General features: G+C 71.3%; 26 protein-coding genes. 14 read left to right on the plus strand and 12 right to left on the minus strand.

Annotated elements, in window-relative coordinates; all coding sequences use genetic code 11:
* Nucleotides 1-22 precede the first annotated feature (22 nt).
* From ACIG5F_RS09380 to ACIG5F_RS09395, 4 genes are all read left to right on the plus strand, one after another.
* On the plus strand, nt 23-439 hold the full coding sequence (locus ACIG5F_RS09380) for a hypothetical protein (protein ID WP_396516988.1): 417 nt from the start codon (nt 23-25) through the stop codon (nt 437-439).
* Nucleotides 440-619: 180 nt separating this feature from the next.
* Nucleotides 620-1,687 (plus strand): hypothetical protein, encoded by a 1,068-nt coding sequence (locus ACIG5F_RS09385; protein WP_396516989.1) that lies wholly within the window; start codon nt 620-622, stop codon nt 1,685-1,687.
* A gap of 111 nt (nt 1,688-1,798) precedes the next feature.
* On the plus strand, nt 1,799-2,578 hold the full coding sequence (gene nagB / locus ACIG5F_RS09390; RefSeq protein ID WP_396516990.1) for a glucosamine-6-phosphate deaminase: 780 nt from the start codon (nt 1,799-1,801) through the stop codon (nt 2,576-2,578).
* Between the two features lie 33 nt (nt 2,579-2,611).
* Nucleotides 2,612-3,031 (plus strand): GNAT family N-acetyltransferase, encoded by a 420-nt coding sequence (locus tag ACIG5F_RS09395; protein WP_396516991.1) that lies wholly within the window; start codon nt 2,612-2,614, stop codon nt 3,029-3,031.
* Here ACIG5F_RS09395 and ACIG5F_RS09400 read toward each other — a convergent pair.
* Nucleotides 3,028-3,876, minus strand: a complete 849-nt coding sequence (locus ACIG5F_RS09400; RefSeq protein ID WP_396516992.1) for a PhzF family phenazine biosynthesis protein — start codon at nt 3,874-3,876, stop codon at nt 3,028-3,030. The two genes, ACIG5F_RS09395 and ACIG5F_RS09400, sit on opposite strands and share 4 nt — an antisense overlap.
* Before the next feature lie 175 nt (nt 3,877-4,051).
* Here ACIG5F_RS09400 and ACIG5F_RS09405 point away from each other — a divergent pair, with 175 nt between their 5' ends.
* From ACIG5F_RS09405 to ACIG5F_RS09430, 6 genes are all read left to right on the plus strand, one after another.
* Nucleotides 4,052-5,377 (plus strand): hypothetical protein, encoded by a 1,326-nt coding sequence (locus tag ACIG5F_RS09405; RefSeq protein WP_396516993.1) that lies wholly within the window; start codon nt 4,052-4,054, stop codon nt 5,375-5,377.
* The gene (locus ACIG5F_RS09410; protein WP_396516994.1) at nt 5,374-6,351 is read left to right on the plus strand and encodes a transporter substrate-binding domain-containing protein; all 978 of its coding nucleotides are present in this window, start codon (nt 5,374-5,376) and stop codon (nt 6,349-6,351) included. Before ACIG5F_RS09405 ends, ACIG5F_RS09410 begins: the two co-directional genes overlap by 4 nt.
* Before the next feature lie 2 nt (nt 6,352-6,353).
* Nucleotides 6,354-8,495, plus strand: a complete 2,142-nt coding sequence (locus ACIG5F_RS09415; protein ID WP_396516995.1) for a tetratricopeptide repeat protein — start codon at nt 6,354-6,356, stop codon at nt 8,493-8,495.
* Between the two features lie 71 nt (nt 8,496-8,566).
* Nucleotides 8,567-9,049: a nuclear transport factor 2 family protein gene (locus ACIG5F_RS09420; protein WP_396516996.1), complete on the plus strand. Its 483-nt coding sequence runs from the start codon at nt 8,567-8,569 to the stop codon at nt 9,047-9,049.
* A gap of 4 nt (nt 9,050-9,053) precedes the next feature.
* Nucleotides 9,054-10,004, plus strand: coding sequence for a zinc-binding dehydrogenase (locus ACIG5F_RS09425; protein WP_396516997.1), 951 nt, complete (start codon nt 9,054-9,056; stop codon nt 10,002-10,004).
* 17 nt (nt 10,005-10,021) lie between these two features.
* Nucleotides 10,022-10,846, plus strand: coding sequence for a LysR family transcriptional regulator (locus ACIG5F_RS09430; RefSeq protein ID WP_396516999.1), 825 nt, complete (start codon nt 10,022-10,024; stop codon nt 10,844-10,846).
* 121 nt (nt 10,847-10,967) lie between these two features.
* On the opposite strand, the gene ACIG5F_RS09435 is transcribed toward ACIG5F_RS09430, so the two are convergent.
* From ACIG5F_RS09435 to ACIG5F_RS09455, 5 genes are all read right to left on the minus strand, one after another.
* The gene (locus ACIG5F_RS09435) at nt 10,968-11,204 is read right to left on the minus strand and encodes a hypothetical protein (protein ID WP_396517000.1); all 237 of its coding nucleotides are present in this window, start codon (nt 11,202-11,204) and stop codon (nt 10,968-10,970) included.
* 14 nt (nt 11,205-11,218) lie between these two features.
* On the minus strand, nt 11,219-11,497 hold the full coding sequence (locus ACIG5F_RS09440; RefSeq protein ID WP_396517002.1) for a hypothetical protein: 279 nt from the start codon (nt 11,495-11,497) through the stop codon (nt 11,219-11,221).
* A gap of 10 nt (nt 11,498-11,507) precedes the next feature.
* Nucleotides 11,508-11,666, minus strand: coding sequence for a hypothetical protein (locus ACIG5F_RS09445; protein ID WP_396517003.1), 159 nt, complete (start codon nt 11,664-11,666; stop codon nt 11,508-11,510).
* A 94-nt stretch (nt 11,667-11,760) separates the two neighbouring features.
* Nucleotides 11,761-12,699, minus strand: coding sequence for an LLM class flavin-dependent oxidoreductase (locus tag ACIG5F_RS09450; RefSeq protein WP_396517004.1), 939 nt, complete (start codon nt 12,697-12,699; stop codon nt 11,761-11,763).
* A gap of 58 nt (nt 12,700-12,757) precedes the next feature.
* Nucleotides 12,758-13,915 (minus strand): PucR family transcriptional regulator, encoded by a 1,158-nt coding sequence (locus tag ACIG5F_RS09455; RefSeq protein WP_396517005.1) that lies wholly within the window; start codon nt 13,913-13,915, stop codon nt 12,758-12,760.
* A 257-nt stretch (nt 13,916-14,172) separates the two neighbouring features.
* Here ACIG5F_RS09455 and ACIG5F_RS09460 point away from each other — a divergent pair, with 257 nt between their 5' ends.
* Genes ACIG5F_RS09460 through ACIG5F_RS09470 form a run of 3 tightly spaced genes read left to right on the plus strand, consistent with a single transcriptional unit; the run spans nt 14,173 to nt 17,602 of the window.
* The gene (locus tag ACIG5F_RS09460) at nt 14,173-15,159 is read left to right on the plus strand and encodes an alpha/beta hydrolase (protein ID WP_396517006.1); all 987 of its coding nucleotides are present in this window, start codon (nt 14,173-14,175) and stop codon (nt 15,157-15,159) included.
* The gene (locus ACIG5F_RS09465) at nt 15,156-16,007 is read left to right on the plus strand and encodes an SDR family oxidoreductase (protein ID WP_396517007.1); all 852 of its coding nucleotides are present in this window, start codon (nt 15,156-15,158) and stop codon (nt 16,005-16,007) included. The genes ACIG5F_RS09460 and ACIG5F_RS09465 overlap by 4 nt, the downstream gene beginning before the upstream one ends.
* Nucleotides 15,983-17,602 carry an AMP-binding protein gene (locus tag ACIG5F_RS09470; protein ID WP_396517008.1) on the plus strand — a complete coding sequence of 540 codons (1,620 nt, stop codon included), beginning with the start codon at nt 15,983-15,985 and terminating at the stop codon, nt 17,600-17,602. Before ACIG5F_RS09465 ends, ACIG5F_RS09470 begins: the two co-directional genes overlap by 25 nt.
* Here the strand turns inward: ACIG5F_RS09470 and ACIG5F_RS09475 are convergent.
* The 6 genes from ACIG5F_RS09475 to ACIG5F_RS09500 all read right to left on the minus strand — a co-directional run bounded on the left by ACIG5F_RS09475 (nt 17,577) and on the right by ACIG5F_RS09500 (nt 23,999).
* The gene (locus ACIG5F_RS09475; RefSeq protein WP_396517009.1) at nt 17,577-18,959 is read right to left on the minus strand and encodes a hypothetical protein; all 1,383 of its coding nucleotides are present in this window, start codon (nt 18,957-18,959) and stop codon (nt 17,577-17,579) included. The two genes, ACIG5F_RS09470 and ACIG5F_RS09475, sit on opposite strands and share 26 nt — an antisense overlap.
* A complete protein-coding gene (locus tag ACIG5F_RS09480) occupies nt 18,956-20,614 on the minus strand; it encodes an NAD(P)/FAD-dependent oxidoreductase (RefSeq protein WP_396517010.1) in 1,659 nt (552 codons plus the stop codon). The genes ACIG5F_RS09475 and ACIG5F_RS09480 overlap by 4 nt, the downstream gene beginning before the upstream one ends.
* Nucleotides 20,614-20,958 carry a hypothetical protein gene (locus ACIG5F_RS09485; RefSeq protein WP_396517011.1) on the minus strand — a complete coding sequence of 115 codons (345 nt, stop codon included), beginning with the start codon at nt 20,956-20,958 and terminating at the stop codon, nt 20,614-20,616. The genes ACIG5F_RS09480 and ACIG5F_RS09485 overlap by 1 nt, the downstream gene beginning before the upstream one ends.
* Before the next feature lie 38 nt (nt 20,959-20,996).
* The gene (locus ACIG5F_RS09490; protein ID WP_396517013.1) at nt 20,997-21,527 is read right to left on the minus strand and encodes a TQO small subunit DoxD; all 531 of its coding nucleotides are present in this window, start codon (nt 21,525-21,527) and stop codon (nt 20,997-20,999) included.
* 47 nt (nt 21,528-21,574) lie between these two features.
* Nucleotides 21,575-22,582, minus strand: coding sequence for an LLM class flavin-dependent oxidoreductase (locus ACIG5F_RS09495; protein ID WP_396517014.1), 1,008 nt, complete (start codon nt 22,580-22,582; stop codon nt 21,575-21,577).
* Nucleotides 22,583-22,850: 268 nt separating this feature from the next.
* Complete coding sequence (locus tag ACIG5F_RS09500) at nt 22,851-23,999, minus strand: permease (protein WP_396517015.1); 1,149 nt, start codon at nt 23,997-23,999, stop codon at nt 22,851-22,853.
* Between the two features lie 60 nt (nt 24,000-24,059).
* Here ACIG5F_RS09500 and ACIG5F_RS09505 point away from each other — a divergent pair, with 60 nt between their 5' ends.
* Nucleotides 24,060-24,767: an SDR family oxidoreductase gene (locus ACIG5F_RS09505; protein WP_396517016.1), complete on the plus strand. Its 708-nt coding sequence runs from the start codon at nt 24,060-24,062 to the stop codon at nt 24,765-24,767.
* Nucleotides 24,768-24,801 lie beyond the last annotated feature (34 nt).

The raw sequence follows: 24,801 nt of genomic DNA on the forward strand, positions 1-24,801 counted from the left end.
GCAAACCGTGGTGACTCGCGGGGTGGACGTCAGCGGGCGACCGTGCAACGAGTACGAGGCGGCGATCGAGCACTATCTGGCTTCGCTGAGCCTGTCCGAGGCCGTCGGCTGGGGCGCGGGCGAGGCGTCCGCTTTCATCAACCTCGGCCGCCTCGACGAGGCCGCCGCCGCGTTCGACCAGGCCCTGGCCATCGCCGACGCCGTCGACGCCGGCTACCTCAAGTGCCTGGCCCTGATCGGCAGCTCCGAGACCCTCCACCGCCTCGGCCGGCCCAACGCTGCCACCCATGCCCGGCAGGCCCGGGAGATGGCCGCCACCGCCGGCTACCGCCTGTTCGAGGGCCTCGCCCTCGCCGCCCTCGCCACCGCCACCGCCGACCCCGACCTCCAGGCCCAAGCCGCCGCCATCCTCGCCGAATCCGGCTATGCGCCTAGCTAGGTAACCGGCTTGTTCGGGGGCAGACAGCGAGGGCGTGTCAACCGGTCGGGTGATCGTGCCCATCGAAAGGGGTGAATAAAGGAAGCCCCAGGCGCATGCGAGGCAGAGGCGACACTGGGGCGTTCGTTTTGGACGATACCATCGCGAAGTGTCACGTGTCGAGGTCGATCTCTCGAAGGTGTGGAGCATGCTGTCCGAGCCCAGGATGGCTCCGTATCTGGGCGCCGCGAACGGCGACAAGAACGCGGCGCTCGAACTGTATACGAGTGGAGTGCCCTGACATCGGCGGCGGCCTTTGCGGTTGTCGGGCATCTTGAGGTTCTGCTTCGCAACGCTCTCGACCGCTGTCTGCGTGAGCATTTTCGGGAAGAACACACCGGCATCCCGTGGTTCCTGCTTCCCACGCCCGGTGGGGAGCATGTCGCCGAAGCCGTCGCGGCGGTTCGCGGTCGGTTGCGGGAGCAGCGCAAGGAGTCGCGCCACCAGATCGTCGCCGGGCTGAGCTTCGGATTCTGGTCAGGGCTTCTCGGGCCGAAGTACGAAGAGCTCTGGCGTGACTGCCTCCATCGGGCGTTTCCCCATTCGTCGGGGAGGCGGAAGCAGGTCGCGGTGGCCGTCGAGCGAGTGCGGGTGTTCAGAAACCGGCTTGCCCATCACGACTCGACTATCAATGTGGACATTCCGTTCGAGATTCGTCAAATTATCGAGCTCGCGCGTTATATCGATGCTGATGCGGCCATGTGGCTGGAGCGGTGCGGCAATGTGATGGAGGTGTACGCAGAGCGGCCGGTGACCGTTGCCGACACGGTCGTCGTGCCCGCGAAGAACGCGTGGACGCTCTACGAATCCGCTCGCGCATACGTTTGCCAGGCCGGCCGGGCGTTCCGGCCGGTCGAGCGCATCGCCTTCTATGCCGACCGTGAGATCAAGCCAGACGTTCCCGCCGTGCTGCACCGACGGGACAATGTCGCGTGGACTCCCGAAGAGGTCGAACGCCTGCGTGCTTCGGATGATCGGTTCGACCGGAAGGTCGCCGGCGTCATCGAGGCGTCGCGGGAGGTGTGGGTGGAGGGTCGCTATCAGGTCTTTCTTCTGACGCGGCCAGGTGATCCGGCGCATCGCAGGCTGGGCGCGGCGTTGCCGCACGAGGGAAGCGGCCGTGGCTCGGCGTTCGTGCGACGGCAGCGATACGTCTCGCTCCACGTGCTGGAGGTCGCGACGACCACCGCGGACCTCTGCGGGCGTTGACCGACAGTCCAGGCAAAACCTGCGTGAACGTGTCGCCGCGCACGTTCTCCCGGGGGCCGGGCGACGGTAGGATTGGTCTGAACCATTGGACCGAGCAGTCGGGGGCCCGTGATGGAGATCGTGATCGTGCCGGACGCGGCGGCGCAGGGGGAGCTGGCGGCGGGGGCGATTGCCGCGCTGGTGGGCGGCAAGCCGGAGGCGCTGATCGGGGTGGCCACGGGCTCGACGCCGCTGCCGGTGTACGAGGCGTTGCAGCGGCGGCGGGAGGCCGGCCTGGATCTGTCGCGGGCGAGGATCTGCCAGCTGGACGAGTACGTGGGCCTGCCGGCGGGCCACCCGGAGTCCTACCGGGAGGTGGTCCGGCGCGAGGTGCTGGACCGGCTGGGCATCTCCGACGACCGGTTCATGGGACCGGACGGCTCTGCGCAGGACGTGGTGGCGGCCTGCGCGGCCTACGAGCGGACGCTGAAGGAGGCGGGCGGCGTCGACCTCCAGCTGCTGGGCATCGGCACGGACGGCCACATCGGCTTCAACGAGCCGATCTCCTCCTTCGCCTCCCGAACCCGGGTGAAGACCCTGACCGAGCAGACCCGGGTGGACAACGCCCGCTTCTTCGACAGCCTGGACGACGTCCCGCAGCACGTGCTGACGCAGGGCATCGGCACGATTCTCGAGGCCCGGCACCTGATCCTGCTGGCCACCGGCGAGTCCAAGGCGGAGGCGGTGGCGCTGGCGGTGGAGGGCCCGCTGGCGGCGATCGTCCCGGCTTCGGTGCTGCAACTGCACCCGCACGCCACGGTCATCCTCGACGAGGCGGCGGCGGGCCGGCTGAAGCTGGCCGACTACTACCGCTCGACCTACGCCACGAAGCCGGCCTGGCAAGGCATCTGAGAACTGTCAGACCCTCTGGCTAGCGTCGGGGGCATGGACATCTACGTCACCGACGCGCCGGATCCACGGCACGTCGGCGTGATCGAGTCCGGGTTGGACGAGTTCAACCTGGGGGAGGCGGGCCGCAACGACCGGCGGGCGCTGGCGGTGCTGGCCCGCGAGCCGGACAGCGGCGAGGTGGTGGGCGGGCTGACCGGCCGAACCTCGCTGGGCCTGCTGTTCGTGGACCTGTTCTACCTGCCGCCGCAGCGCCGTGGCGCCGGCCTCGGCCGGAAGATCCTGGCCGAGGCCGAGCGCGAGGCGGTGCGCCGGGGATGCCGGGCGGGCGTCCTCTACACGATCAACTTCCAGGCGCCGGAGTTCTACGTCCGCAACGGGTGGCAGGTGTTCGGCGAGGTGCCCGGCGACGACGGGGTGAGCCGAGTGTTCCTCTCGAAGACGTTATCCCCCTAGGGAATCACCACGGCCGTGCCGGTGACGGTGATCCGGGGATCGGACGGGTCGATGTCGACGGTGAGCACGCTGGGGCGGCCCATGTCCTCGCCCTGGTGGATGGTCAGCCGGCTCGGACTCTCGACGCGGCCGGTGGCCAGCAGGTAGCCGCCGAAGGCCGCGGCGGCCGAACCGGTGGCGGGGTCCTCGACGACACCGCCGACGGGGAACGGGTTGCGCGAGTGCCAGACGGTGTCGCTCTCGGGCCACAGCAGCTGCACGGTGGTCCAGCCGAACCGGGTCATGAGCGTGGCCAGCCGGTCGAAGTCGTAGTGCAGCGAGGCCAGCCGGGCCCGCGAGGAGAGCACGAGAACGAGGTGGTGGTTGCCGGAGAAGGCGACATGGGGCACGTGCTGGCTGTCCAGGTCGGCGGTGGACCAGCCCAGCGCGACCAGGGTGTCGGCGGTCTCCTCGGGAGTGGCCTCCCGGGACGAGGTGGGCACGCTGGTCAGGCTGGCTCGGGTGAGGCCGTCGGCGCCGCGCGTGGTGGTGACGGGGATCTCGCCGGCCGCGGTGTGGAACAGCAACTCTCCGTGACCGTCCCGTTCGGCCAGAGCGACGGCGGTGGCGATGGTGGCGTGGCCGCAGAAGGCGACCTCGGCCAGCGGGCTGAAGTAGCGCACCCGATATCCGCTGTCGGCGCGCGTGACGAAGGCCGTCTCCGAGTAGCCCACCTCGGCGGCGAGCTTCTGCTGGTCGGCGTCGTCCAGCCCGGTGGCGTCCAGCACGACGCCGGCGGGATTGCCGCCCTCGGGCGTGGTGGTGAACGCCGCGTAGCGCAGCACGTCAGTGGTCATGCCGGTCATTGTCCCTTATCTAGACCAATCGGGTCCGTTAATACGCCGTCACCCTCCGCCAACCAGGTGAGGGCAACCACACCGAGGGGCAGACATCGGCGGCCCGCTCACCGATTCGGGTAGCGCCGGCCGGCGGCACGATCGATAGTCGACATGGGTGCGACCGGGGAAGGGGTGATCGCCGATGGCCGGGGTGATCACCCGGGCCGCGCTGGTGCCACGTGCGCCCGTTCGGCTCTGGCGCTTCCTGCGCAAGTTCGGGCAATCCACGCCCGGACGGCTCATCGGCATGGCCGCCGGCATGGTGGTGCTGGCGATCATCATGGGCGTGGTCACGGCCAACGGCGTGCAGGGCAAGGGCGACCAGGTCCGGGACCTGGCCACCACGGCCGAGCCGCTGAGCGTGGCCGCGCAGGACATCTACCGCGCTTTACAGGACGCGGACGCGACGGCGTCCAGCGCCTTCCTGGCCGGCGGCATCGAGCCGGCGGCGACCCGCCAGCAGTACCTGGCCGACATCGCCCAGGCGACCTCGGCGCTGACCCTGGAGGCCGGCACCGTCGTCGCCCCGGACGCGTTGCAGACGCTGTCCAGCCAGCTGCCGATCTACGCCGGACTGGTGGAGACGGCCCGGGCCAACAACCGCCAGGGCTTCCCGGTCGGCGCGGCCTACCTGCGTGAGGCCTCCGGCCTGATGCGCGGCAAGCTGCTGCCGGCGGCCGAGCAGCTCTACAAGGCCGAGAACGCCCGGCTCACGGCCGAGCAGGACGCGGCCACGGCCTTCCCGATCGGCGAGGTGGTGCTGCTGCTGATCACGGTCGCGCTGCTGTTCGCCGCCCAGTGGTACCTGCTCGGCACGACCAATCGCCTGGTCAACACCGGCCTGGTGGTGGCCACCGGGGCGGCGGTGGTGGCGCTGCTGTGGACCTCGGCGGCGATGACGGCGGTGACCGTCCACCTGGACGGTGCCCAAAGGGACGGTTCGGACCAGGTCGCGGTGCTGGTGCAGGCCCGGTTCGCGGCGGTGCAGGCGCGGGCCGACGAGACGCTGACGCTGGTGGTGCGGGGCACCGGCCAGAGCTACCAGGCCGACTACCTGGCGGCGGCCAACCGGCTCGGCGGCCGGGACGGCTCGGAAGGCCTGCTCGGCCAGGCCCGCGCGATGGCCACCGACCCGTCCGTGCGGACCGCGCTCGACAACGCCATCCGCGCGCAGCAGGCGTGGACCACGGTGCACCGGCGGATCCGCTCGGCCGACGACGCCGGCCAGTACAGCCAGGCCGTGGAGGACAGCATCGGCACGAGCGCGGGCAGCAGCGGCTCGCTGTTCGCCGACCTGGACAAGAACCTGCTGTCCGCATTGGACACCGCGCGCACGGCGTTCAACCGGCAGGCCTCGGCCGCCGACGCCGCCCTGACCCTGCTGCGGCCCGGACTGATCGTCATCGCGGTCGTGATCGGCGTAGCCTCGGGGTGGGGGATCTGGCAGCGGTTGAGGGAGTACTGGTGAGGCGGGCGGTCGCGGCCACCGCGCTGGCGTTGACGCTGGCGGGGTGTGGCTCGAGCCTGCCGCCGCAGCCGGTGGACAGCTCGTCCTCGGTCACGGTGCCGCAGCCGCCGGGCGTCGCCGGCGCGCCGGCCCCGACCCCCACCACCAGCGCCCCGGACACCAACTGCGACGCCACGGCCAGCCTGCGTCCCAGCGGCCCGCTGCCGCCGCCCGGGCAGATGCCCGACGGCTCCACCATGGCCCGCATCGTGCAGCGCGGCCGGCTGATCGCCGGCGTTGACCAGAACACCTTCCCGATGGGCTTCCGGGACCCGATCACCGGCCAGGTCGAGGGCTTCGACGTGGACATGCTGCACGCCGTGTCCGAGGCCCTGTTCGGCGACCCGGACCGCATCCAGTTCAAGGCGATCACCTCCGCCGACCGGATTCCCGTGCTGCAGCAGGGACTTGTCGACATCGTGGCCCGCACGTTCACCATCGACTGCGCCCGGGCCGAGCAGGTCGGCTTCTCCTCGGTGTACTTCTCGGCCGGGCAGCGGGTGCTGGTCGACAGCGACTCTCCGGTCAGGGACGTTGGCGACCTGGCCGGCCGGAAAGTGTGCGCCACCAAGGGTTCCACCTCGCTGGAGGCGCTGACCGAGGTGGCCTCCAAGCCGGAGCTGGTGTCGGTGGACAACTGGACCGACTGCCTGGTGCTGATGCAGCAGGGCCAGGTGGCCGCCACCTCCACCGACGACACCATCCTGGCCGGGCTGGCCGCGCAGGACCCGTACACCAAGGTGGTCGGGCCGCGCTTCGCCGACGAGCCCTACGGGCTGGCCGTGCCCAAGACCGACACCGACTTCGTCCGGTTCATCAACGCCGTGCTGGAGAAGATCCGCGCGGACGGCACCTGGACCGCCGACTACAAGCACTGGCTCGGCGACCGGCTGGGCCCGGCGCCGGCCCCGCCGACGCCCCGATACGTGGACTGACCATGCCGACCGAACAGTGGGAACCCGCCGCCACCGGCCTCGCCCCGACCGGGCACACCGACGAGGCGTGGCGGCCGTCGAGCCAGGGCTCCAGACCGCTGACCGGGCCGTCGCTGGGCCGGGGCGGCCTGGGCGCCGGCCTGGTCGAGGTGCCGAGGGTGCCCTACCGGGATCCGTCGACGGCGGTGCTGGACAACCCGGTGGTGGCCGAGAACAAGCGGTTCTGCTCGCACTGCGCCTCCCGGGTGGGTCGCAGCGTCGACGGCGTGCCGGGCCTGACCGCGGGGGTGTGCCCGCGCTGCGGGACGCCGTTCTCGTTCGTGCCCAAACTGGAGCCGGGCGAGGTGCTGGGCGGCCAGTACGAGGTGCTGGGCTGCCTGGCCTACGGCGGCCTGGGCTGGATCTACCTGGCCCGCGACCACAACGTGAACGACCGCTGGGTGGTGCTCAAGGGCCTGATCGACACCGGCGACCCGGCGGCGATGGCGGCCGCGGTGGCCGAGCGGCGGTTCCTGGCCGAGGTCGAGCACCCGAACATCGTCAAGATCTACAACTTCGTGCAGCACCCGGATCCCGACACCGGCACGATGGTCGGCTACATCGTGATGGAGTACGTGGGCGGAAACTCGTTGCGGGAGCTGGCCTTGCAGCGCCGGCGGCCGGACCGGCGGATCGAGCCGATGCCGCTGCCGCAGGTGATCGCCTACGGCCTGGAGATCCTGCCGGCGCTGGGTTATCTGCACGGGGTCGGCCTGCTGTACTGCGATCTCAAGCCGGACAACGTGATCCAGACCGACGAGCAGCTCAAGCTGCTGGACCTGGGCGCGGTGCGGCGGCTGGACGACTTCGAGAGCCCGCTGTTCTTCACCGCCGGCTACAGCGCGCCCGAGCTGGGCCGGCGCGGGCCGTCGGTGGCGTCGGACCTGTACACGGTGGGCCGGATGATGGCCGTGCTCAGCTTCGAGTTCCCGGAGTACCGCGGCCGCCACAAGCACTCGCTGCCGGGCCCGGACGAGGTGCCGCTGTTCGAGATCTTCGAGTCCTACCACCGGTTTCTGCTGCGGGCCACGCACGACAAGCCCGAGCGGCGCTTCCACTCGGCCGAGGACATGGCCGAGCAGCTCGTGGGCGTGCTGCGGGAGGTGGTGGCGATCGGCGGCGAGCAGCCGCCGCCCCGGCTGTCGCACATGTTCAGCACCGAGCGCCGGCCGTTCGGGCCGCGGGACGAGCTGCTGGCCCCCGAGCCGCACGAGGTCGCCGTCGGGCTGCCGGTGCCGCAGGTCGACGCGGGCGACCCGGCCGCCGGTTTCCTCGCCACCGTGACCGGCGTGAATCCCAAGGCGATGCTGCAAAGTCTCGACAACGCGCCGATGATCACGCCCGAGGTCCTGATGCGGCGGGCCCGCGCGTACATCGATCTGGAGGACCTGCCGGCGGCGGCCGATGCGCTCGATGAGGCGGCCGACGACGTGCCCGGCGACTGGCGGGTTCGGTGGTACCAGGGACTTGTCGCCATCGCGCAGGGCAGGCCCAAGGAGGCCAAGGTCGCCTTCAACGCCGTGTTCGACACGCTGCCCGGCGAGCCCGCGGTCAAGCTGGCGCTGGCCGTCAGCGCCGAGCTGTGCGGCGATCATGCCGCTGCCGCACGGTATTACGAGCTGGTGTGGCGCACCGACCACGGCTACGTGAGTGCCGCGTTCGGCCTGGCCCGGACCCGGCTGGCCCAGGGGCACCGGTCGTGGGCGGTGGAGATCCTCGACTCCGTGCCGGACAGCTCCAGCCAGCACCTGTCGGCCCAGATCGGCGCGCTGAAAGTGCGGATCCGGGACCGGCGGCCGGCCGAGTTGACGGTGGCCGACCTGGTCGAGGCCGGCAGCCGCCTCGATCGGCTGGCCGTGGACGTGCAGAAGCGCACCAGGCTCACCGCCGACGTGCTGGGCGCCGCGTTCGACTGGGTGCTGGCCGGCAAGCCCGGCGGCGACAACGGCGTGACCACGGTGTTGGGGGCGGAGCTGACCGAGCGCGGGCTGCGGTTCGGGCTGGAGGACTGCTACCGCACGCTGGCCCGCCTGGCCAGCAGCGTCACCGAGCGGGTGGCGCTGGTGGACCGGGCCAACGCCGTCCGGCCGCGGACCGTCCGATGAATACCTCCAGGGTATAGATCCATGGCGAACTGTTCATAGCTCCGGGCGTTGCGGCCTGCTGGAATGAGTTCATGACCGACTATCAGCTCGTCAACGAAGTCCTCGCCCGCTATCTCCGGGCTGCCGACCATCGTGACCCGAAATCCATGGCCGCCGTCTTCTGGCCGGACGCCACCGTGCACGTCTACTATTCCGGCGCCGGTAGCGATGAGCTCCTCGGCGCGATGGAAGGCGCGGACGCCATTGGCGCGGCGGTGGAGAACGGCATGGTGCCGCATCCGGATTTGGGCTGGAGCCATCACACCACGGTGAATCCCATTGTCACCATCGACGGCGACGCCGCCGAATACGACGCCCAGTTCCTGGTGTACTCGGCGCTGGGCATCGCCCGCCCGGCCGACGGCTGGCCGGAGGGCACTTCGGGATCTCAGGGCAGCATCACCCCGATCGAGTCCGGCTATGTCACGACCTCGCTGCGGCGTCGGGACGGGGAGTGGCGGATCCAGCGGCACGTGATCAAGCATGATCTCCTCTACGTTTTCCCGGGGGCGTGAGACCATGCTGGGAATTCGCCTGACCACATCGGGAGTCACGGTGGGAGAGGGGCCTGAAACGACGGCGCCCGACGGCTGGGTTCGGGTCAGAATGAAGGCGGCGTCGGTCAACGCCAGCGATTTCGCCATGGCCGCCGGTTATCGCGCCGATCCGAGCCGACAGTCGACCGTGCTCGGCTCCGACGGCGCCGGAATCACCGATGACGGCACTGAAGTGCTGATCTACCCGATTCTCGCCGCCCCGGAATTCGCGGCGGACCCGATGCTCGACCCGAACGTGCGGATGCTGTCGCAGGGCGTGGACGGCACGTTCGCCGAGACCGCGTGGCTGCCGCGGGCCAACGTGGTGCCCAAGCCCGCCGGCCTGAGCTGGGAGGCCGCCGCCGGCCTGGGCACGGCCTGGCTCACCGCGTACCGAATGCTGTTCACCCGGGCCCGGGCGGTTCCCGGCGAGACCGTCCTGGTGCAGGGGGCCGGCGGCGGCATCGCCACGGCCCTGGTGCAGCTGGGCAAGGCCGCCGGCCTGCGGGTGTGGGTGGTGTCCCGCGATCCCGAGCGGGGCGACCGCGCCGTGCGGGAATTGGGCGCGGACGCGGCGTTTCCCAGTGGCGGCGCGCTTCCCGAGCCGGTCGACGTCGTGTTGGACGCCGTCGGCGGGGCGACGTTCGGGCATTCGCTGTCGGCGCTGCGGCCCGGCGGCCGCCTGGTGACCGCCGGGGCCTCCGGTGGCACGCTGGCCCAGGTGGACCTGACGGCGCTGTTCCTCCGGTCGCTGTCCGTGCTGGGAAGCTCGATGGGCAGCCGCGATGAACTGGCCCGGATGGCCGATTTCTGCGTCACCGCCGGGATTTCGCCGCGGATCGACTCCGTGTGGCCGCTCGCCGACGGTCAGCGGGCGCTGGACCGCGGCGCCGGCGGCAGCGCTTTCGGCAAGGTCGTCATCCGGTGTGGGTAGGTCGATATCCTGGGCACATGGACCGCTTCGAGACGCGCGAGCTGGAGTACGTCGTCGCGCTCGCCGACGAGCTGAGCTTCACTCGGGCCGCCGAGCGGCTGGGGATCGCCCAGCCGCCGCTGTCCCGGGCCATCGCCCGGCTCGAACGCCGCCTCGGGGCCGTCCTGTTCGACCGCACCAGCCGTCGGGTGACCCTCACGCCGGCCGGCGAGCTGCTGGCCGCCGAGGCCCGGGCGCTGCTGTCCAGAATGGACGGTGTCGCGGACCGGATTCGCCTGTCCGACCGGGAACGCCCGCTCGTGGTCGCCGTGCGCCCCGCCACCGGCTCGGGCCTGTTGGCCGAGGTCCTGGCCGGCTGGTCCGGGGCCGAGGTCCGGTTGCGGCTGGGGCGCCAGCCCGCCGACGCCGTCCGGGCCGGGGCCGCCGACCTGGCCCTGACCTGTCAGACCGACGACCGTGCCGGCCTCGAATCGGTCGAACTGGTCGAGCAGCCCACCGTCGCCCTGGTCGCCGCCGGCCATCCGCTCGCCGCTCATTCGCGGCTCACCACCGCCCAGGTCCGGGCCGCCGACGGCTTTCTGGCCAACTGCCCCGACCAGCCGCTCGACGGCATCGCCGACCTGGTCCTGTTGCAGCAGGCCGTCGTCCTCGTCAGCCGCGACGCCGCCGCCCGCGCCGGCGTCGCCGACCTGCGGGCGATCCCCGTCGTCGATGCCGCCAGCACCGTGCTCTGCTTCTCGTGGGCGGCGGATCCCGCCCGCCACCCCGACCTCCCGGCCTTCGTCGCCCGGGCCGTGCGGCTCGGGTCGCGCGCCGCCGACCTGGCCGCCCAGCTCGACTGACGCGCGACCCCGACGTCGGTTCAGCCGTGGGTGGGCGGTTCGCTCAGGAGGTCCTCCCACATGTCGCCGCCGAAACGGATGTCGAGATCGAAGTCATCGGCCATGACGCAACTCCTTCTGGTCAGCGCAGCCTGGAGGTGGGTACGCCCTGAGTGGGACGGATGGTGGTGAGCCGGGAAACGGTGTCGAGGGCGCTCGGCTCACCCGTCTCCGGCCCGGCGGGCGCTCCGGCCAGGACGTAGGAGCCGATGGAGGTCGGGTCGATGACCGGCCAGGGGGTGCTCGGGGTTTCCCGCCCGGCGAAGGAGGTCAGCGGCTCGCCCAAGCGGACATCGAGTTCGAAGTCGTCGAGAGGCATGGCGCGCTCCTGGGTCAGAACATCCTGGACGGGGGCTCCTGGTTCGTGGTGGTGGGCATGGTCGGGATGGGCCATGGGTCGGCCAGGGCGCTGGGCATGCCGGTCTTCCCGTCGACGGCGGCGAGGGACGTGGTTGGGTTGGTGGGAAGCAGATTCCAGACCGTCGCGGCGTGGCTGGTGCCGCCGGCGGTGGCCTGCGGGGCGGCGAACCTGGTCCGACTGGTGGGCTCGACGCCGACGGAGGCCAGGGGCGGGCCGAGACGGATGTCCAGCTCGAAGTCGTCACGGAACATGGCGGGCTCCTCAGCCGAAGACGGTGATGCTGAGCCGCGCGGCGCAGCGATCGCTGGTCTGGGTGATGGTGATGGCCGCCTGGGCCTCGGTGCCGGGGCTGGGATCGCCGGGCCAGGTGGCCAGGGGCGGGCCGAGGCGGACGTCCAGGGCGAACTCGTCATCGGACACGTGTGACTCCTCCCGTCGGAAAGTCCAGCGTGCGACGGGTGCGCCCCCGGGCAGAAGGGGAACGGTTCCCGGGGAGAGGGGGAGGAATTCCCGGTCACCCGGGAATGAGGGCGGCCAGCCGGCGCATCTCGGCCAGGGCGGCGTGCGGCGACTCGGCCATGGCGGTGCCGGTGACGTTCAGGACGATCTCGTCGACGCCGGCGTCGACGAATTCGGCGACGCCGTCGAGCAGGGATTCCGGCTCGCCGTAAAGGAAAGCGCGGCCGTCGACGAGGGACTGCGGGGTGGGGGAGACGCCGGCCCTGGCGAGCATGTCGCGGTAGTGGGGCAGGGCGAGGTGCCCGAAGTTGCCGGCGGCGGCCAGGACGGCGGGGTCGCGGTCGGGGGAGGCCAGCGCGACGGGGACGATGGCGACGATGCGTGGGGCCTTGCGGCCGGCGTCGGAGGCGGCGGCGTGCGCGGCGGGCACGATGACGTCCCGCAGGTAGGAGGCGGGGGTGAGCCAGGTGATGGCGGACTCTGCGACGGTCCCGGCCAGGCGCGCGGCGGACGGCCGCAGCACGCCGACGCCGATCTCGACCGGAGGCGTCTGCACGGCGGGAAGCTGGGCGTGGCAACGGAAGTAGCGGCCGTCGACGTCGACCCGCCGCCCGGCCACCAGATCACCGACGAGGGTGAGGTACTCGGTCATGGCGGTGATGGGGCTGGCGTAGCGATCACCCAGCGCCTGCTGGAAGGAGACGGCCGCGGCGCCGTAGCCGGCGACGACGGACTCGCCGGTGGTCAGGGCCAGGGACCGGGCCTGGAGGGCGGCCTCCAGCGGATGCCGTAACGGGGCGAGCGTTACGCCGAATCCGGTGGGCACGCGAACGCCGGCGCCGGCGGCGTAGGCGAAGGCCTGGTGCGGCTCCACGACCAGCGACTGCCCCTGCCACAACCGGTGCAGTCCGGTGTCCCGCACCAACTCCGCGAACGGCAGCACGTTCTCCGGCCGCACCGGCATGAACGGCAGGAACACCGAAAAGGTAGTCACACGAGGTCATTGTCCGGCAATCGCGGCCGCGAGACCGCAGGTCTGCCCGTTGGGGCGGTCAGCGGCCGACGACCCGCAGCGCGTTGAGGGCGGTGACGATCTCGGCCAGGTCGTGCGGGTGGCGCAGCGACCGCTCGGTGAGGGTCTCGATCCGCTTGAGCCGGTAGCGGATCGTGTTGGTGTGGCAGTGCAACTGGGCCGCGGTCCGTTCCGGCGAGCCGTCGTTGGCGCACCACACCCGCAGGGTCCGCACCAGCATCGCCGACTCGTGGTGCTTGAGCGCCAGCACCCCGCCGAGCACGGAGTCGGCCACCCGCTCGGCCTCGGCCGGGGCGGCGCTGACCAGCATGGCCAGCGGGGCGGTGTCGCGTTGCACGACCTTGTGGTCGAGGTGGCTGAGGGTGGTCAGGGCGATGCGGGCGTCGTGCACGCTGCCGGGCGCGTCCCGGAGGTGGCCGAACAGGCCGCTGACGCCCATGTCGGCGGTGGCGATCGCCTCGAGATCGGCCAGCACGGCGGTTTCCGCGACGTCGGGGCCGAGGTGGAGCAGGCCGGTGAGCGCGTCCGGCTGCCAGCGCCAGACCGCGCGGACGCCGCGCCGCAGCAGCCGGGCGTCGACCTCGTCGGTGGTGTGCGCGGACACGGTGGTCACGATCAGGAACCGCCCGGTCAGCGGCACGCCCAGCGCCTCGGCGGCCTCCCACAGCGTGGTCGGGTCGCTGACGGTGCCCTGGAAGAGGGCGTCGAGCATGGACAGCCGGCGGTGTTCCTGGTGGACCGCGAGCCGCGTGGACGCCGCCCGGTAGGCGATGGCGATCGCGTCGGTGCACTCGCCGGCCAGCCGCCAGACCGTGGTGGACAGCTCGACCAGGGTCGTGTCGCTGGCGGTGCCGGTGGTGCGGGCCGTGCGCACGAGTTCCTGCCACAGGCATTCGAACCCGATGCGGAACGCCCGCAGCACCTCGGGCAACGGGGCGTCCTGCTCGGCCCGCCGCGTGCCGGTCGCGGTCGCGATGGTCACGTCCAGCGGCGTCGTGCCGGCCAGGCTGTGCAGGACCGGCACGAGGTTGTCGTGGGCGGAGCGGCGCACGACCTCCGGGGGCACGCCGCCGGCCGAGTAGTACGGCAGCTCCAGCTGGACACGGCGGAGCATCACCTCGACGATGTCGTCCAGCTGCTCGGTCAGCTGACGCCCGAGGGTGTCGCCCGCATGCATCCACGCAGCGTAAGGCGCACGGCTTGGCCGGGCAAACAAGGACAGGGCCGCCGGGAGCGGTACCGGCCACGTCCAGGGCCACGGCCAACCGATCGGGTGACGCGCGCCGGCGATCGCATAAGGCCAGGTCAGGCCGGGTGTATTGGCATCGGCGACAAGATTCGGGAGCCGAACACCGTCCGGGTGAACATTGTCGTTGATCATGCCGCCCGCCAGTCTTCGTTCAGACGCATCGGCGCGCGGACAACGAGGTGCTCATGAGGGTCAAGGTGATCATGGCGGCGGCCGTGCTGTCGCTCGCCACGGCTGCGCCGGCCCACGCCGCCCCCACCTGCGCCGACGTGGACACCCCGGTCACGGCCGGGGTCATCCACGGCCGCTACTGCGCGAGCGCCGACCCGGGCGACCGGCCGTTGCAGATCCTCATTCCCGGGATCACCTACACCAACGCCTACTTCGACTTCCCCGGCTTCGGCGGCCTCTACTCGTACGCGAGCTACATGAACGCGCGTGGCTACGACACGCTGGCCATCGACCGGCTGGGCATCGGCCGCTCGACCCGGCCGGCCCTCGGGGTGGCCGTCAACGCCTTCTCCAACGCCGAGGCCGTGCACCAGGTCGTCGAAGCCGTCCGGGCCGGCGGGGTGGGCGGGGTGGGCGGGCGGCACTACGCCAAGATCGTCCTGACCGGACACTCCTACGGCACCTTCGTCGCCGACCTGACCTCCGCCACCTACCACGACGTGGACGGGGTGATAGGCACCGGCTGGTTCCAGCAGCCCAGCGTGCTGGGCCTGGCCGGCGTGACGGCGGTGCTGTGGCCGGCCGCGGCCGACCCGAGGTTCCTGGGCAAGATCCTCGACCCGACCTACGTCACCACCCGGGTCGGGGCGCGCAACTTCTTCTACCACCCCGAGAACGCCGACCCGGCGGTCATCGCCGCCGATGAGTCCACAAAGGACACGGCGTCGCTGTCGGAGACCACCTATCTGATCCCCGAGGCCACCGGCCTGACCACCCGCATCGGCGTGCCGACCCTGCGGGTGCTCGGCCAGTACGACAACGTGATCTGCAATCCCACGCCGTGCACGGAAAGCGGCCTGGAACAACAGGTTCCGGCGCTGTTCCCGGCCGGCGCCCAGGTGCATGTCCAGCCGAACGCGGGGCACGACATCGCCTTGGAGCGCAACAACACCGACGGTTTCGAGGCGCAGCTGTCCTGGCTGCGCGAGGAGTTCCAGTGAAGTTCGACTACAAGGACACGCTGACCGGCCGGGCGGCCGTGGTGACCGGCAGCAGCCGGGGCATCGGGCGGGCCCTGGTGCTGGCGCTGGCGGCGGCCGGGGCCGACGTGGTGGTGGCGGGCAAGTCCGTGACCGAGGACCCGCGGCTGCCGGGCACGATCGACGCGGTCGCCGAGGAGGCCCGCGCCATCGGCGGACGAGCCATCGCGGTGCGCACCGACGTGCGCCGCGAGGAGGACATGGCCAACCTGGTCGACCGGACCGTCACCGAGTTCGGCCGGGTGGACATCATGGTCAGCAACGCCGGCGCGCTGTGGTGGGAACGGGTCATCGACACGCCGCCCAAGCGCTACGACCTGATGTGGCAGGTCAACGCCCGCGCGGCGTTCCTCGCCGCACACTACGCGCTGCCGCACATGGTGCGCCAGCAGTGGGGCCACCTGCTGACCAACAGCCCGTCCATCACGACCATGCCCTCGCCCGGGATGGCCGCCTACATGACCACCAAGATGGGCATGAGCCGGCTGGAGATCGGCATCGCCGAGGAGCACCGGCAGGACAACGTCGCCGCCAACGCCCTGTGGCCGGCCGCCCCGATCGAGTCGGCGGCCACCCGCAACTGGGGCCGGGACAAGATGGGCGCGCCGAGCCAGTGGCGGCGGCCGGACATCTACGTGGACGCCGCGATGCAGATCCTGACCAGCGAGCCCCGCGACTGCACCGGCCGGATGGTCACCGACGAGGAGATCCTCACCGAGCGCGGCTGGAGCGCCGAGGACCTGGATTCCTATTGGCTGGAGGGAAAAGCGCCCAAGGAGCCGATGTGGATCGACGGGCGCGTCCGGTGACCTCGCACTGGTCCGAGCCGGCCGGGGGGCCGCTGGGCGAGCACACCGTCGGTTCGGCGCTGCGGGCCGCGGCCGAAGCCGCCCCCGACACGGTGGCGCTGGTCGACGGCGTGGCCGATCCGGCGCTGCGAAGGCGTTGGCGCTACAGCGACCTCCTCGTCGAGGCCGAGGAGGTCGCCCGGGCGCTGCTTGGCCGGTTCGTGCCGGGCGAGCGGATCGCCGTGTGGGCCGGCAACTCGCCGGAGTGGGTGATCCTGGAGCTGGCGGCCGGGCTGGCCGGCCTCACCCTCGTCACGGTCAATCCGGCGCTGCGGGCCGGCGAACTCCGCCACGTCCTCGGGCAGTCCCGGGTGTCGGGCATCTTCCTGCAACGGGTGTATCGCGGCCGGCTGCTGCCGGACACGCTGATGGAACTCGGCCACGAGCTGCCGGCCCTGCGGGAAGTCGTGCTGCTCGACGGCTGGGTGGCGTTGCGGAGTTCCGGCTCGCCGACCGAGCGGCTGCCGGTGGTGCGGCCCGACGACCCCGCGCAGATCCAGTACACCTCCGGCACGACCGGCCGCCCCAAGGGCGCGATGTTGCGGCACGGGGCGATCGTCGACAACGCGCGACTGTCCTATGTGCACACGTTCGACATGCGGCCGGGCGAGGTCTTCGTCAACCCGATGCCGTTGTTCCACACCGCCGGCTGCGTGCAGGGCACGTTGGCCCCGCTGATCAGCCTCGGCACGCACGTGCTGATGCCCGGCTTCGAACCGGGGCTGTACCTGAACCTGGTCGAGACCGAGCGGGCCGCGCAGTTCTGCGGGGTGCCGACGATGCTGCTCGGCGCGCTCGGCCATCCCGGCTTCGCCACCGCCGACCTGTCCTGCGTGCGGTACGCGATCTCCGGCGGCGCAACGGTTCCGGCCGACCTGGTCCGGCAGATCGAGTCGGCGCTGAAGGTGCCGCTGGCGATCATCTACGCCCAGACCGAAGCGTCTCCGGGCATCACCATGACCCGCCTCGACGACTCGCCCGAGGACCGGGCCACCACGCTCGGGCGGCCGCTGCCCGGCGCCGAGGTCAAGATCGTCGGACCGGACGGGGCGGACCCGCTGCCGGTTGGCGAGCGGGGCGAGCTGTGCACGCGCGGATACCACGTGATGGCCGGCTACTTCGACGATCCGGCCCAGACCGCGGCCGCGATCGACGAGGACGGCTGGCTGCACACCGGCGACCTGGCCAGCATGGACGAGCGCGGCTACTGCCGGATCGAGGGCCGGATCAAGGACGTGATCATCCGCGGCGGCGAGAACATCTATCCCCGCGAGATCGAGGAAGTCCTGCTCAGCCACCAGGGCGTGGCCAACGTGGCCGTGCTCGGCGTGCCCGACCGCACCTGGGGCGAGCAGGTCGCCGCGTTCGTCCAGTCGACGCCGGGCATGCCGGCCCCGGACGAGGACGAGCTGTTCCGCCTTGTGCGGCAGCGACTCGCGCCGCACAAGGCGCCCAGGGTGTGGCGGTTCGTCGAGGAGTTCCCGATGACCGCCTCCGGCAAGATCCAGAAGTTCGCGCTGCGGGACCAGCTCACCGGCCGACCAGCATCGGGATGATCAGCGCGATCAGCACCGTGAACACCCACATCGCCGGGGCCGCGCCGCGGACCTGCTCACGCCGGGCCGCGGTCCGCTCGGCCGCGGCCTTGCTCCGGGCCTGCCACCACGGGTTGGCCCGCGCCTCCAGCCGCTGGTAGACGGCCCCGAGCGCGGCCCCGTAGGCCAGATGCCCGACCAGGGAGGGGAATCCGGCGGCCAGGCCGGCGGCGCTCCAGTCGATCGGCGTGCCGGTGAACAGCGGCAGCAGGGTCAGGTTGCCCAGCACCCACCAGAAGAAGCCGTACGACAGGCCCCAGCCGATGCCCGAGGTCAGGTCGAAGCTGCGCCGCCGGAACAGCACCGCGTACGACACGCCCAGGAGCTGGGCGACGACCATGTGCACGACGAAGCCCACCACCGCGGAGTGGGAGCCGACCATCTGTGCCACCAGGGAGAACTCGCCGACGATCGCCATCACCACGGTGAACACCAGGCCGCCGGCGATGCCCGACAGCGCCCCGTAGCCCAAGGCCCGCAGCCCGCGCTTGCCGGCCGCTTCCGCCCGCACCAGGCGGATGTCGTCGGTGAACAGCACCTTGCCCAGTAGTCCCAACCATGTGTGCACCACCGCGATGCCGGCCCCGAGCAACACGTAGGCCGGCAGCAGGTGGGCGTCCTTGGCCGCCGCCGGCTGCGACCAGTCCAGGGTCACGGTGAACAGCAACGGCTCCACGGTCAGCGCCGCGAAGATCCACCAGGCGAAGCCGTACACCGTGCCACGGACCAGGGCGGGGCCGGTGCTCTCGGCCGGGAACAACAACGCGTAACCGGCCCCGGCCAGCAGCCCTTCCCACGGCAGCCCCAGGGCCAGCCCGAAGAGCAGACCGGCGATCAGTCCACGGAGGACGGAGTTGCGGGACGGCTTGTGCCACAACGGGTCGGTGTCCTGCTGGAGCACCACGAAGGCGATGCCGGTGACCGCCCCGTACAGCAGGTGCCCCATCAGCTCGGGCAGCAGGGCCTGGGCACTGGCCAGATCCCAGGCCACCGGCTTGCCCGACAGCAGCGGCAACAACGTCTGCGGGCCAAGGAACCACCAGAACGCGCCGTAGATCAGGCCCCAGAACACGGTCTCGCCGGCCCGGGCCCGTCGGCGGGCGGCCATCAGCACGCCGAAGCCGGCCCCGAGGATGGTCGCGATCACCATGTGCACGGCCAAACCGGCGACCACGTTGTTGGTGTGCACGATCGACGCCACGGTGGCCAGCTGGCCCTGGATCGCCATGGTGGCGGCGAAAACCGCGCCGCCGGCCAGCCCGGACAGCGCACCCGAGCCCAGCGCTTCCCGCGCCCGCATCGTCCCCTCGTCGGTCATCGGCTCCTCACCTTCGATCGGCGCGGCGTCGGCGACGTGACCACGATGTCCCGTGGGAACACCAGGTCCAGCGTCCAGTCGAACAGCACCCGCAGTCGCTTCTCCGCGCCCGGCAGCTTGGACAGGTAGATTCCCCGCCACAGCAGCCAGGCCACCAGCCCGGCGAACCGGCGGCCCCGGATCTCCGCGGCGGCGGTCCGATGCCCCAACGCCACCAGCACGCCGATGGCCCGGAACCGGAACTCGGCGGGGGAACGGCCGGCCACCACGGCGGCGACGTTGTCGGCGACGGCCTTGCCCTGCCGCAACGCGTGCTGGGCCGTCGGCGGGTGAAAAGCGCCGTCCAGCAAGGGATCGGGGATCCGGGCGCAGTCGCCGACCGCCCACACGTCCTCCAGCCCGACGACCCGCAGCATGGCGTCGGTGGTCAGGACGCCGTCGCCAAGCAACGACACCGGCTTGTTGCCGGCGGTCCAGACGAAGGTGCGGGTCGGGATCAGCTCGTCGTTCTCCAGCCGCACCAGGTCTTTCGCCGCCTCGGTGACCCGCATGGCCAGCCGGTGCTCGATTCCCCTGGCCTGTAGGCGTTCCATCGAGTACGCCGCCAGTTCCGGCCCCAGCTCGGGCAGGATGCGGTCGCCGGCGTGCACGAGCACGAACCGAGGCTCTTCGGGCGCGATTCCCGGGTAGTAGTGGGAAACGCCGTGCACCAGGTCGAACAGCTCGGCGATGGTCTCGGTGCCGGCGAAACCGGCCCCGGCGACCACGAACGTCAGCAGTTCGCGGCGGGTGCGGGGATCGGTCTCCCGATCGGCCGCCTCCAGCATGCGCAGCACGTGGTTGCGCAGGGCCACGGCCTCGGCCAACGTCTTGAGCGGGAACGCGTGGTCGGTGATGCCCGGCAGTCCGAACGTGTGCGGCGCCGAGCCCATGGCCAGCACAAGATGGTCGTATTTCAGGACTTCCCCGGATTCCAGCACGACATCGCGCACGATCGGATCGACCCGGTCCACCCGGCCGTACAGGAACGTCGTGTGGGCGGCGGCCGATCGGATCGGCGCGCTGATGTGCGCCGGCTCCAGCGCCCCCGACGCCACCTCGGCCAACATCGGTGTGAACAAAAGGAAGTTGGAGTCGCTGACCAGCGTCACGTCCAGCTTCGCCCCGCGCAGCACCAGCCGTTCGAACCGCTGCGCCGCGCTCACGCCGCCGAATCCGCCGCCCACCACCACAACCTTGGTCCGCGCCGCCGGCACGCGCTTGGTGCGGTCCTTCATCGCCCACGCGCCGGCGACGAAATGCAGCAGCAGCCCGGTCAGCGCGCCGTGCAGGACGTTGCCGACCAGCTGCGGGTACGTCGTCGCGGCCGCCGCGGCGGACCAGGTCGGCAGCGCTGCCTGGGCCAGCGGGGCCAGCGTCAGCGAGAACACCAGCCAGCCCAACGTGCCCAGCAACACCCCGGCCGACGCCGTCATCGCCAGGCCCTGCTTCGTGCCGCGCGTCACCGCCGCCAGCACCAGCCCGATGATCACCGCGTACGCCGCGTACGCCAGCCAACCCGGGAACGCTGTGACCATGTGTTGCGTGGCCATCAGCACCCCGACCGGCAGCGCGGCCGCCAGGCCGGCCACCGCTCCCCAGCCCAGCTGTTCCATCAGCTCTGCGGCTCCGTCGAAGTCCTGGGCGCCCCGATGGCCGTCAGGCCGATGCCCACGCCCAGCAGCAGCGACACCGTGGACAGGTCGCCGCCCAACGTGTTCTGGCCGCCGATCACCAGCTCGAACAGTTGGAACAGCGCCGCCACCAGCAGCCCGACCCCGGCGATCAGCACCAGCGAGCGCCGCTCGTGCCAGCCGCCGGTGACCGCCGCCGCGGCCAGCGCGAGCACCACCAGGTAGCCGGGAACGCCGAGGCCGATCATGTGCCACGGCAGCCCCTGCGGGATCGCCAGCAGCGTGGCCAGCGCGAGGCCGACGCCGAAACCGACGGCGAGTTTCATGACCACTCCAAGGTTTACGCGAAGGGAATTCGACCGGTTCAGGAGGCCAGCAGCAGGAAGCGGCCGAGTCGGTCGCCGCGGGCGGCCCAGCGGGGGCGCAGCACGGCGTCGACGCCGCCGAATCGGCCGGCGGCGGTGGCCAGCACCGCGAAATGGGCGACGAACATCAGCGCGTAGGACCAGAACCATTCGCCCGGCACGTACAGCGCGGACAAGGTGATCACCAGGGTCTGGGCGATTCCGACCACGGCCCAGAACCGGGTGGCCAGCCCGACGACCAGGAATGCGCCGAGCAGGATCTCGGCGGCAAGGGCGAGCGCCCCGAACAGGGGGAAACCGGGCAGCACCACGTGCTGGACCAGGAAGGAGTACGGCGCCAGGACCGGGTGGTCGACCGCGTCCTGCGTCCACATCCGCAGGCCGCCGTAGTCCGGCAGTCGCGGTGTTTTCCACGAGACGTTCTGCACCCAGAGCATTCCGGTGATCACCCGCACGGCGGTGACGAGCCAGCGGACGCCTTGGGTGGACGTCTGAACTTCATGTGGCGTGTGCGCCACCGAAATCGCCATGGAAGAATTCCATCGCGCCCCGGTGGCGCCCACAAGACAATGGGTGCTTACGAACCGCGAACGGCCTTTGTCAGCAATTCGTAAGAACGCAGCCGGTCCTGGTGGTCGTGCACCATCGTGGTGACCATCAGCTCGTCGGCCTGGGTCCGCTCCACCAGGTCGGCCACGCCCTTGGCCACCGTCTCCGGCCCACCGACGATCATCGAGGACAGCCGGTCCTCCACGAACAGCCGCTCCAGGTCGGTGTACGGGTAGGCGGCCGCCTCCGCCGGCGAGGGGAACAGCCCCGGCCGGCCGCTGCGCAGCTTCAGGAACGACAGGCCGCTGGGGCCGGCCAGGTAGCGGGCGTGCTCGTCGTCATCGGCCGCGACAACGGCCGCGGCAACCATGGCGTACGGCTTGTCCAGCACCGCCGACGGCCGGAAGGCTTCGCGGTAGAGAGCCAGCGCCGGCAGCGTGTTCTCGGCGCTGAAGTGGTGGGCGAAGGCGAACGGGATGCCCATCAGCCCGGCCACCTGCGCGCTGTAGCCGGAGGACCCCAGCAGCCACAGCGGCGGCTTGTTGCCGGGGGCGTTCACCGCGATGACCTTCTGGTCCGGCGTCGGCTGCTCGAAGTAGTGCAGCAGTTCGGCCAGCTGCTGCGGAAAGTCGTCGGCCGACAGCGGCGCCGTGCTGCGGCGCAGCGCCTGCGCCGTCACGCCGTCCGTGCCGGGCGCGCGGCCGATGCCCAGGTCGATGCGGCCCGGGTGGAACGCCTCCAGCGTGCCGAACTGCTCGGCGACCACCAGCGGCGGGTGGTTGGGCAGCATCACGCCGCCGGAGCCCACCCGGATCCGCTCAGTTGCCGCGGCCACGTGCCCGATCAGCACCGCCGGCGCGGAGCTGGCCACCCCGGGCATGTTGTGGTGCTCGGCCAGCCAATACCGGTGATAGCCCAGCCGCTCGACGTGGCGCGCCAGGTCGAGAGTGTTCTGCAGCGCCTCCGCGCTGGTCGAGCCCTGCCCCACCGGGGCGAGGTCGAGCACGGACAGGGGCACGCTGCGGGCATCGGTCACGTCTTGATGCAACGCCCCGGCGACTTGTCGCAATTCCCGGGCGACGAAAGTCACACCCTGCTCTCGCCCTGGACGCGCCCCCCGCCGACGGCCCGGTCGGATCCGGGCAGTCCCGGTCGCTGGCCGTGAGCGTCCTTTCCGGCATGCAGGCCGGCATCCCGACCGCGGTCCGCCAGCTACGCCGACTCCGCACCGTGACCTGACCCGCCAAGCGATGACAGGAAAGGTCCGATACTGGCGCTGGGTGGGCCTTTCCTGTCATCGGGAGCTAGGCCGAGTGGTGATGGGCGGCGTGGTCGTCGGGGTCGGGCGCGCCGCCCATCATCCGCAGCATTTCCCTTCCGCCGCTGCGGAAGAAGCGGATCACCATGGCCGCGCCCAGCAGGATGAACACGATGTTGAGCCAGGTCGTGTAGTTCCAGGTGATGCCGGCCTCGACGATCCGGGCCGAGCGGTCGGTGGGGGTCAGGCCGGTGACGCCGAAGATCAGCTCGACCAGGTAGCCGGCCCCGACCGTGGCGGCGAAGAAGGCGCCGAACACGAACAGCGCCATGCGGGTTCCGTAGTACTTGCGGTAGATGTTGAGGATCGGCAGGATCATCAGGTCGGCGAAGACGAACGCGACCACGCCGCCGAAGCTGATGCCGCCGGTCCACAGCACCGCGGCCAGCGGCACGTTGCCGATGGAGCAGACGAAGCTGAGGATGGCCACGATCGGCCCGACGATCGGGCCCCAGATCGCGCTGAGCACGGGGTTGTCGGACAGGAAGAAGCCGCGCCAGAAGGCGTCGGGCACCCAGGCGGCGACCGCGCCGGCGATCAGCAGGCCGAGCACCAGGTCCCGCAGGATGGCCGCCCACTCCATCACGAACACGTGCGAGACGGCGGTGAAACCCTGACGGGACAACAGCTTGCGCCCACCGACCGACATGTCCATGGCCGCGTGCCCCTCCATCGAGCCGGCCAGGCCCTTGTCGGCCTGCTCGCGGGCCTTGCCCACCAGCTGTGAGCGCAGGAAAAGCCGGAACAGCAGGGCGAGCAGCACGATCATGATCGGACCGCCGACGAACTCGGCCACGGTGAACTGCCAGCCCAGCAGCAGGGCCAGGATGACGCCGAGCTCCACCACCAGGTTGGTGGAGGCGATCTCGAAGGCCATGGCCGCGGTGAAGTTCGCGCCCTTGCGGAACAACGCCCGGGCCAGCGCCACGGCGGCGTACGAGCAGGACGAGGACGCCGCGCCCAGGCCCGCGGCGATGGCCAGCGAGCGGGGCGAGTCGTCGCCAAGCAGTCTGACCACTGTGGACCGACGAACCGACGCCTGCACCACCGCCGACAAGCCGAAGCCGAGGATCAGCGCCCAGAGGATCTCCCAGGTCATGGAGCCAGCCATGGCCAACGCATCCACGATGAACATGCGGCGAGCATACCCCCTGGGGGTAATTTCGCCAGGGCTGTGACCCCTATGGTGGCGTTCATGAACGATCCAGTGCTGCTGATCACCGGCGGCTCCAGCGGGCTCGGCGCCGCCACCGCGGTCGCCGCCGCCCGGGCCGGATATCGCCTGGTCCTGACCGCCCGCGGCGTCGATCGGCTGGCCGCGTTCGCCGCCGAACTCGGCCAGCAGGACCGGGTGCTGACGCTGCCGTGTGACGTCGGCGACTGGGACCAGATCAGCGCGGTCGTGGCCAAAACCGAGGACACGTTCGGGCGAATCGACGCCGTCTTCGCCAACGCCGGCAGCAGCGTCGGCACCTCGTTCCTCGGCCGCTCCGGCGAGGATCCGCAGCTGTGGCGGGACATGGTCGTCACCAACGTGTGCGGCCCGGCCTACACCGCCCGCGCCGCCCTGCCCGCCCTGGTCCGCAGCGGCGGCCACCTCGTGCTCACCGGCTCGGCCTCGGGCCGGGGAGTCCGTCCCGGCAGCCTCTACTCGGCCACCAAGTGGGCCGTCACCGGCCTGGCCCAGGCCATCCGGGCCGAATGCGTCGGCACCGGCGTGCGGGTCACGATCATCCAACCCGGACTGGTCGACACCGACGCCATCCCGGCCGACCGCCGCGGCGACCCCAAACTCGAGCCGGCCGACGTCGCCCGGGCCGTCCTCTACGCGCTGGCCCAGCCGTCCACTGTGGACGTCAACGAGATCGTCATCCGCCCGGTAGGCCAGGACGCCTACAAGTGATCCCCGCCGAGCCGGCTTCTCTCGGCGTCAGGAA

The organism is Kutzneria sp. NPDC052558 (assembly GCF_044547355.1).
Lineage (GTDB): Bacteria > Actinomycetota > Actinomycetes > Mycobacteriales > Pseudonocardiaceae > Kutzneria.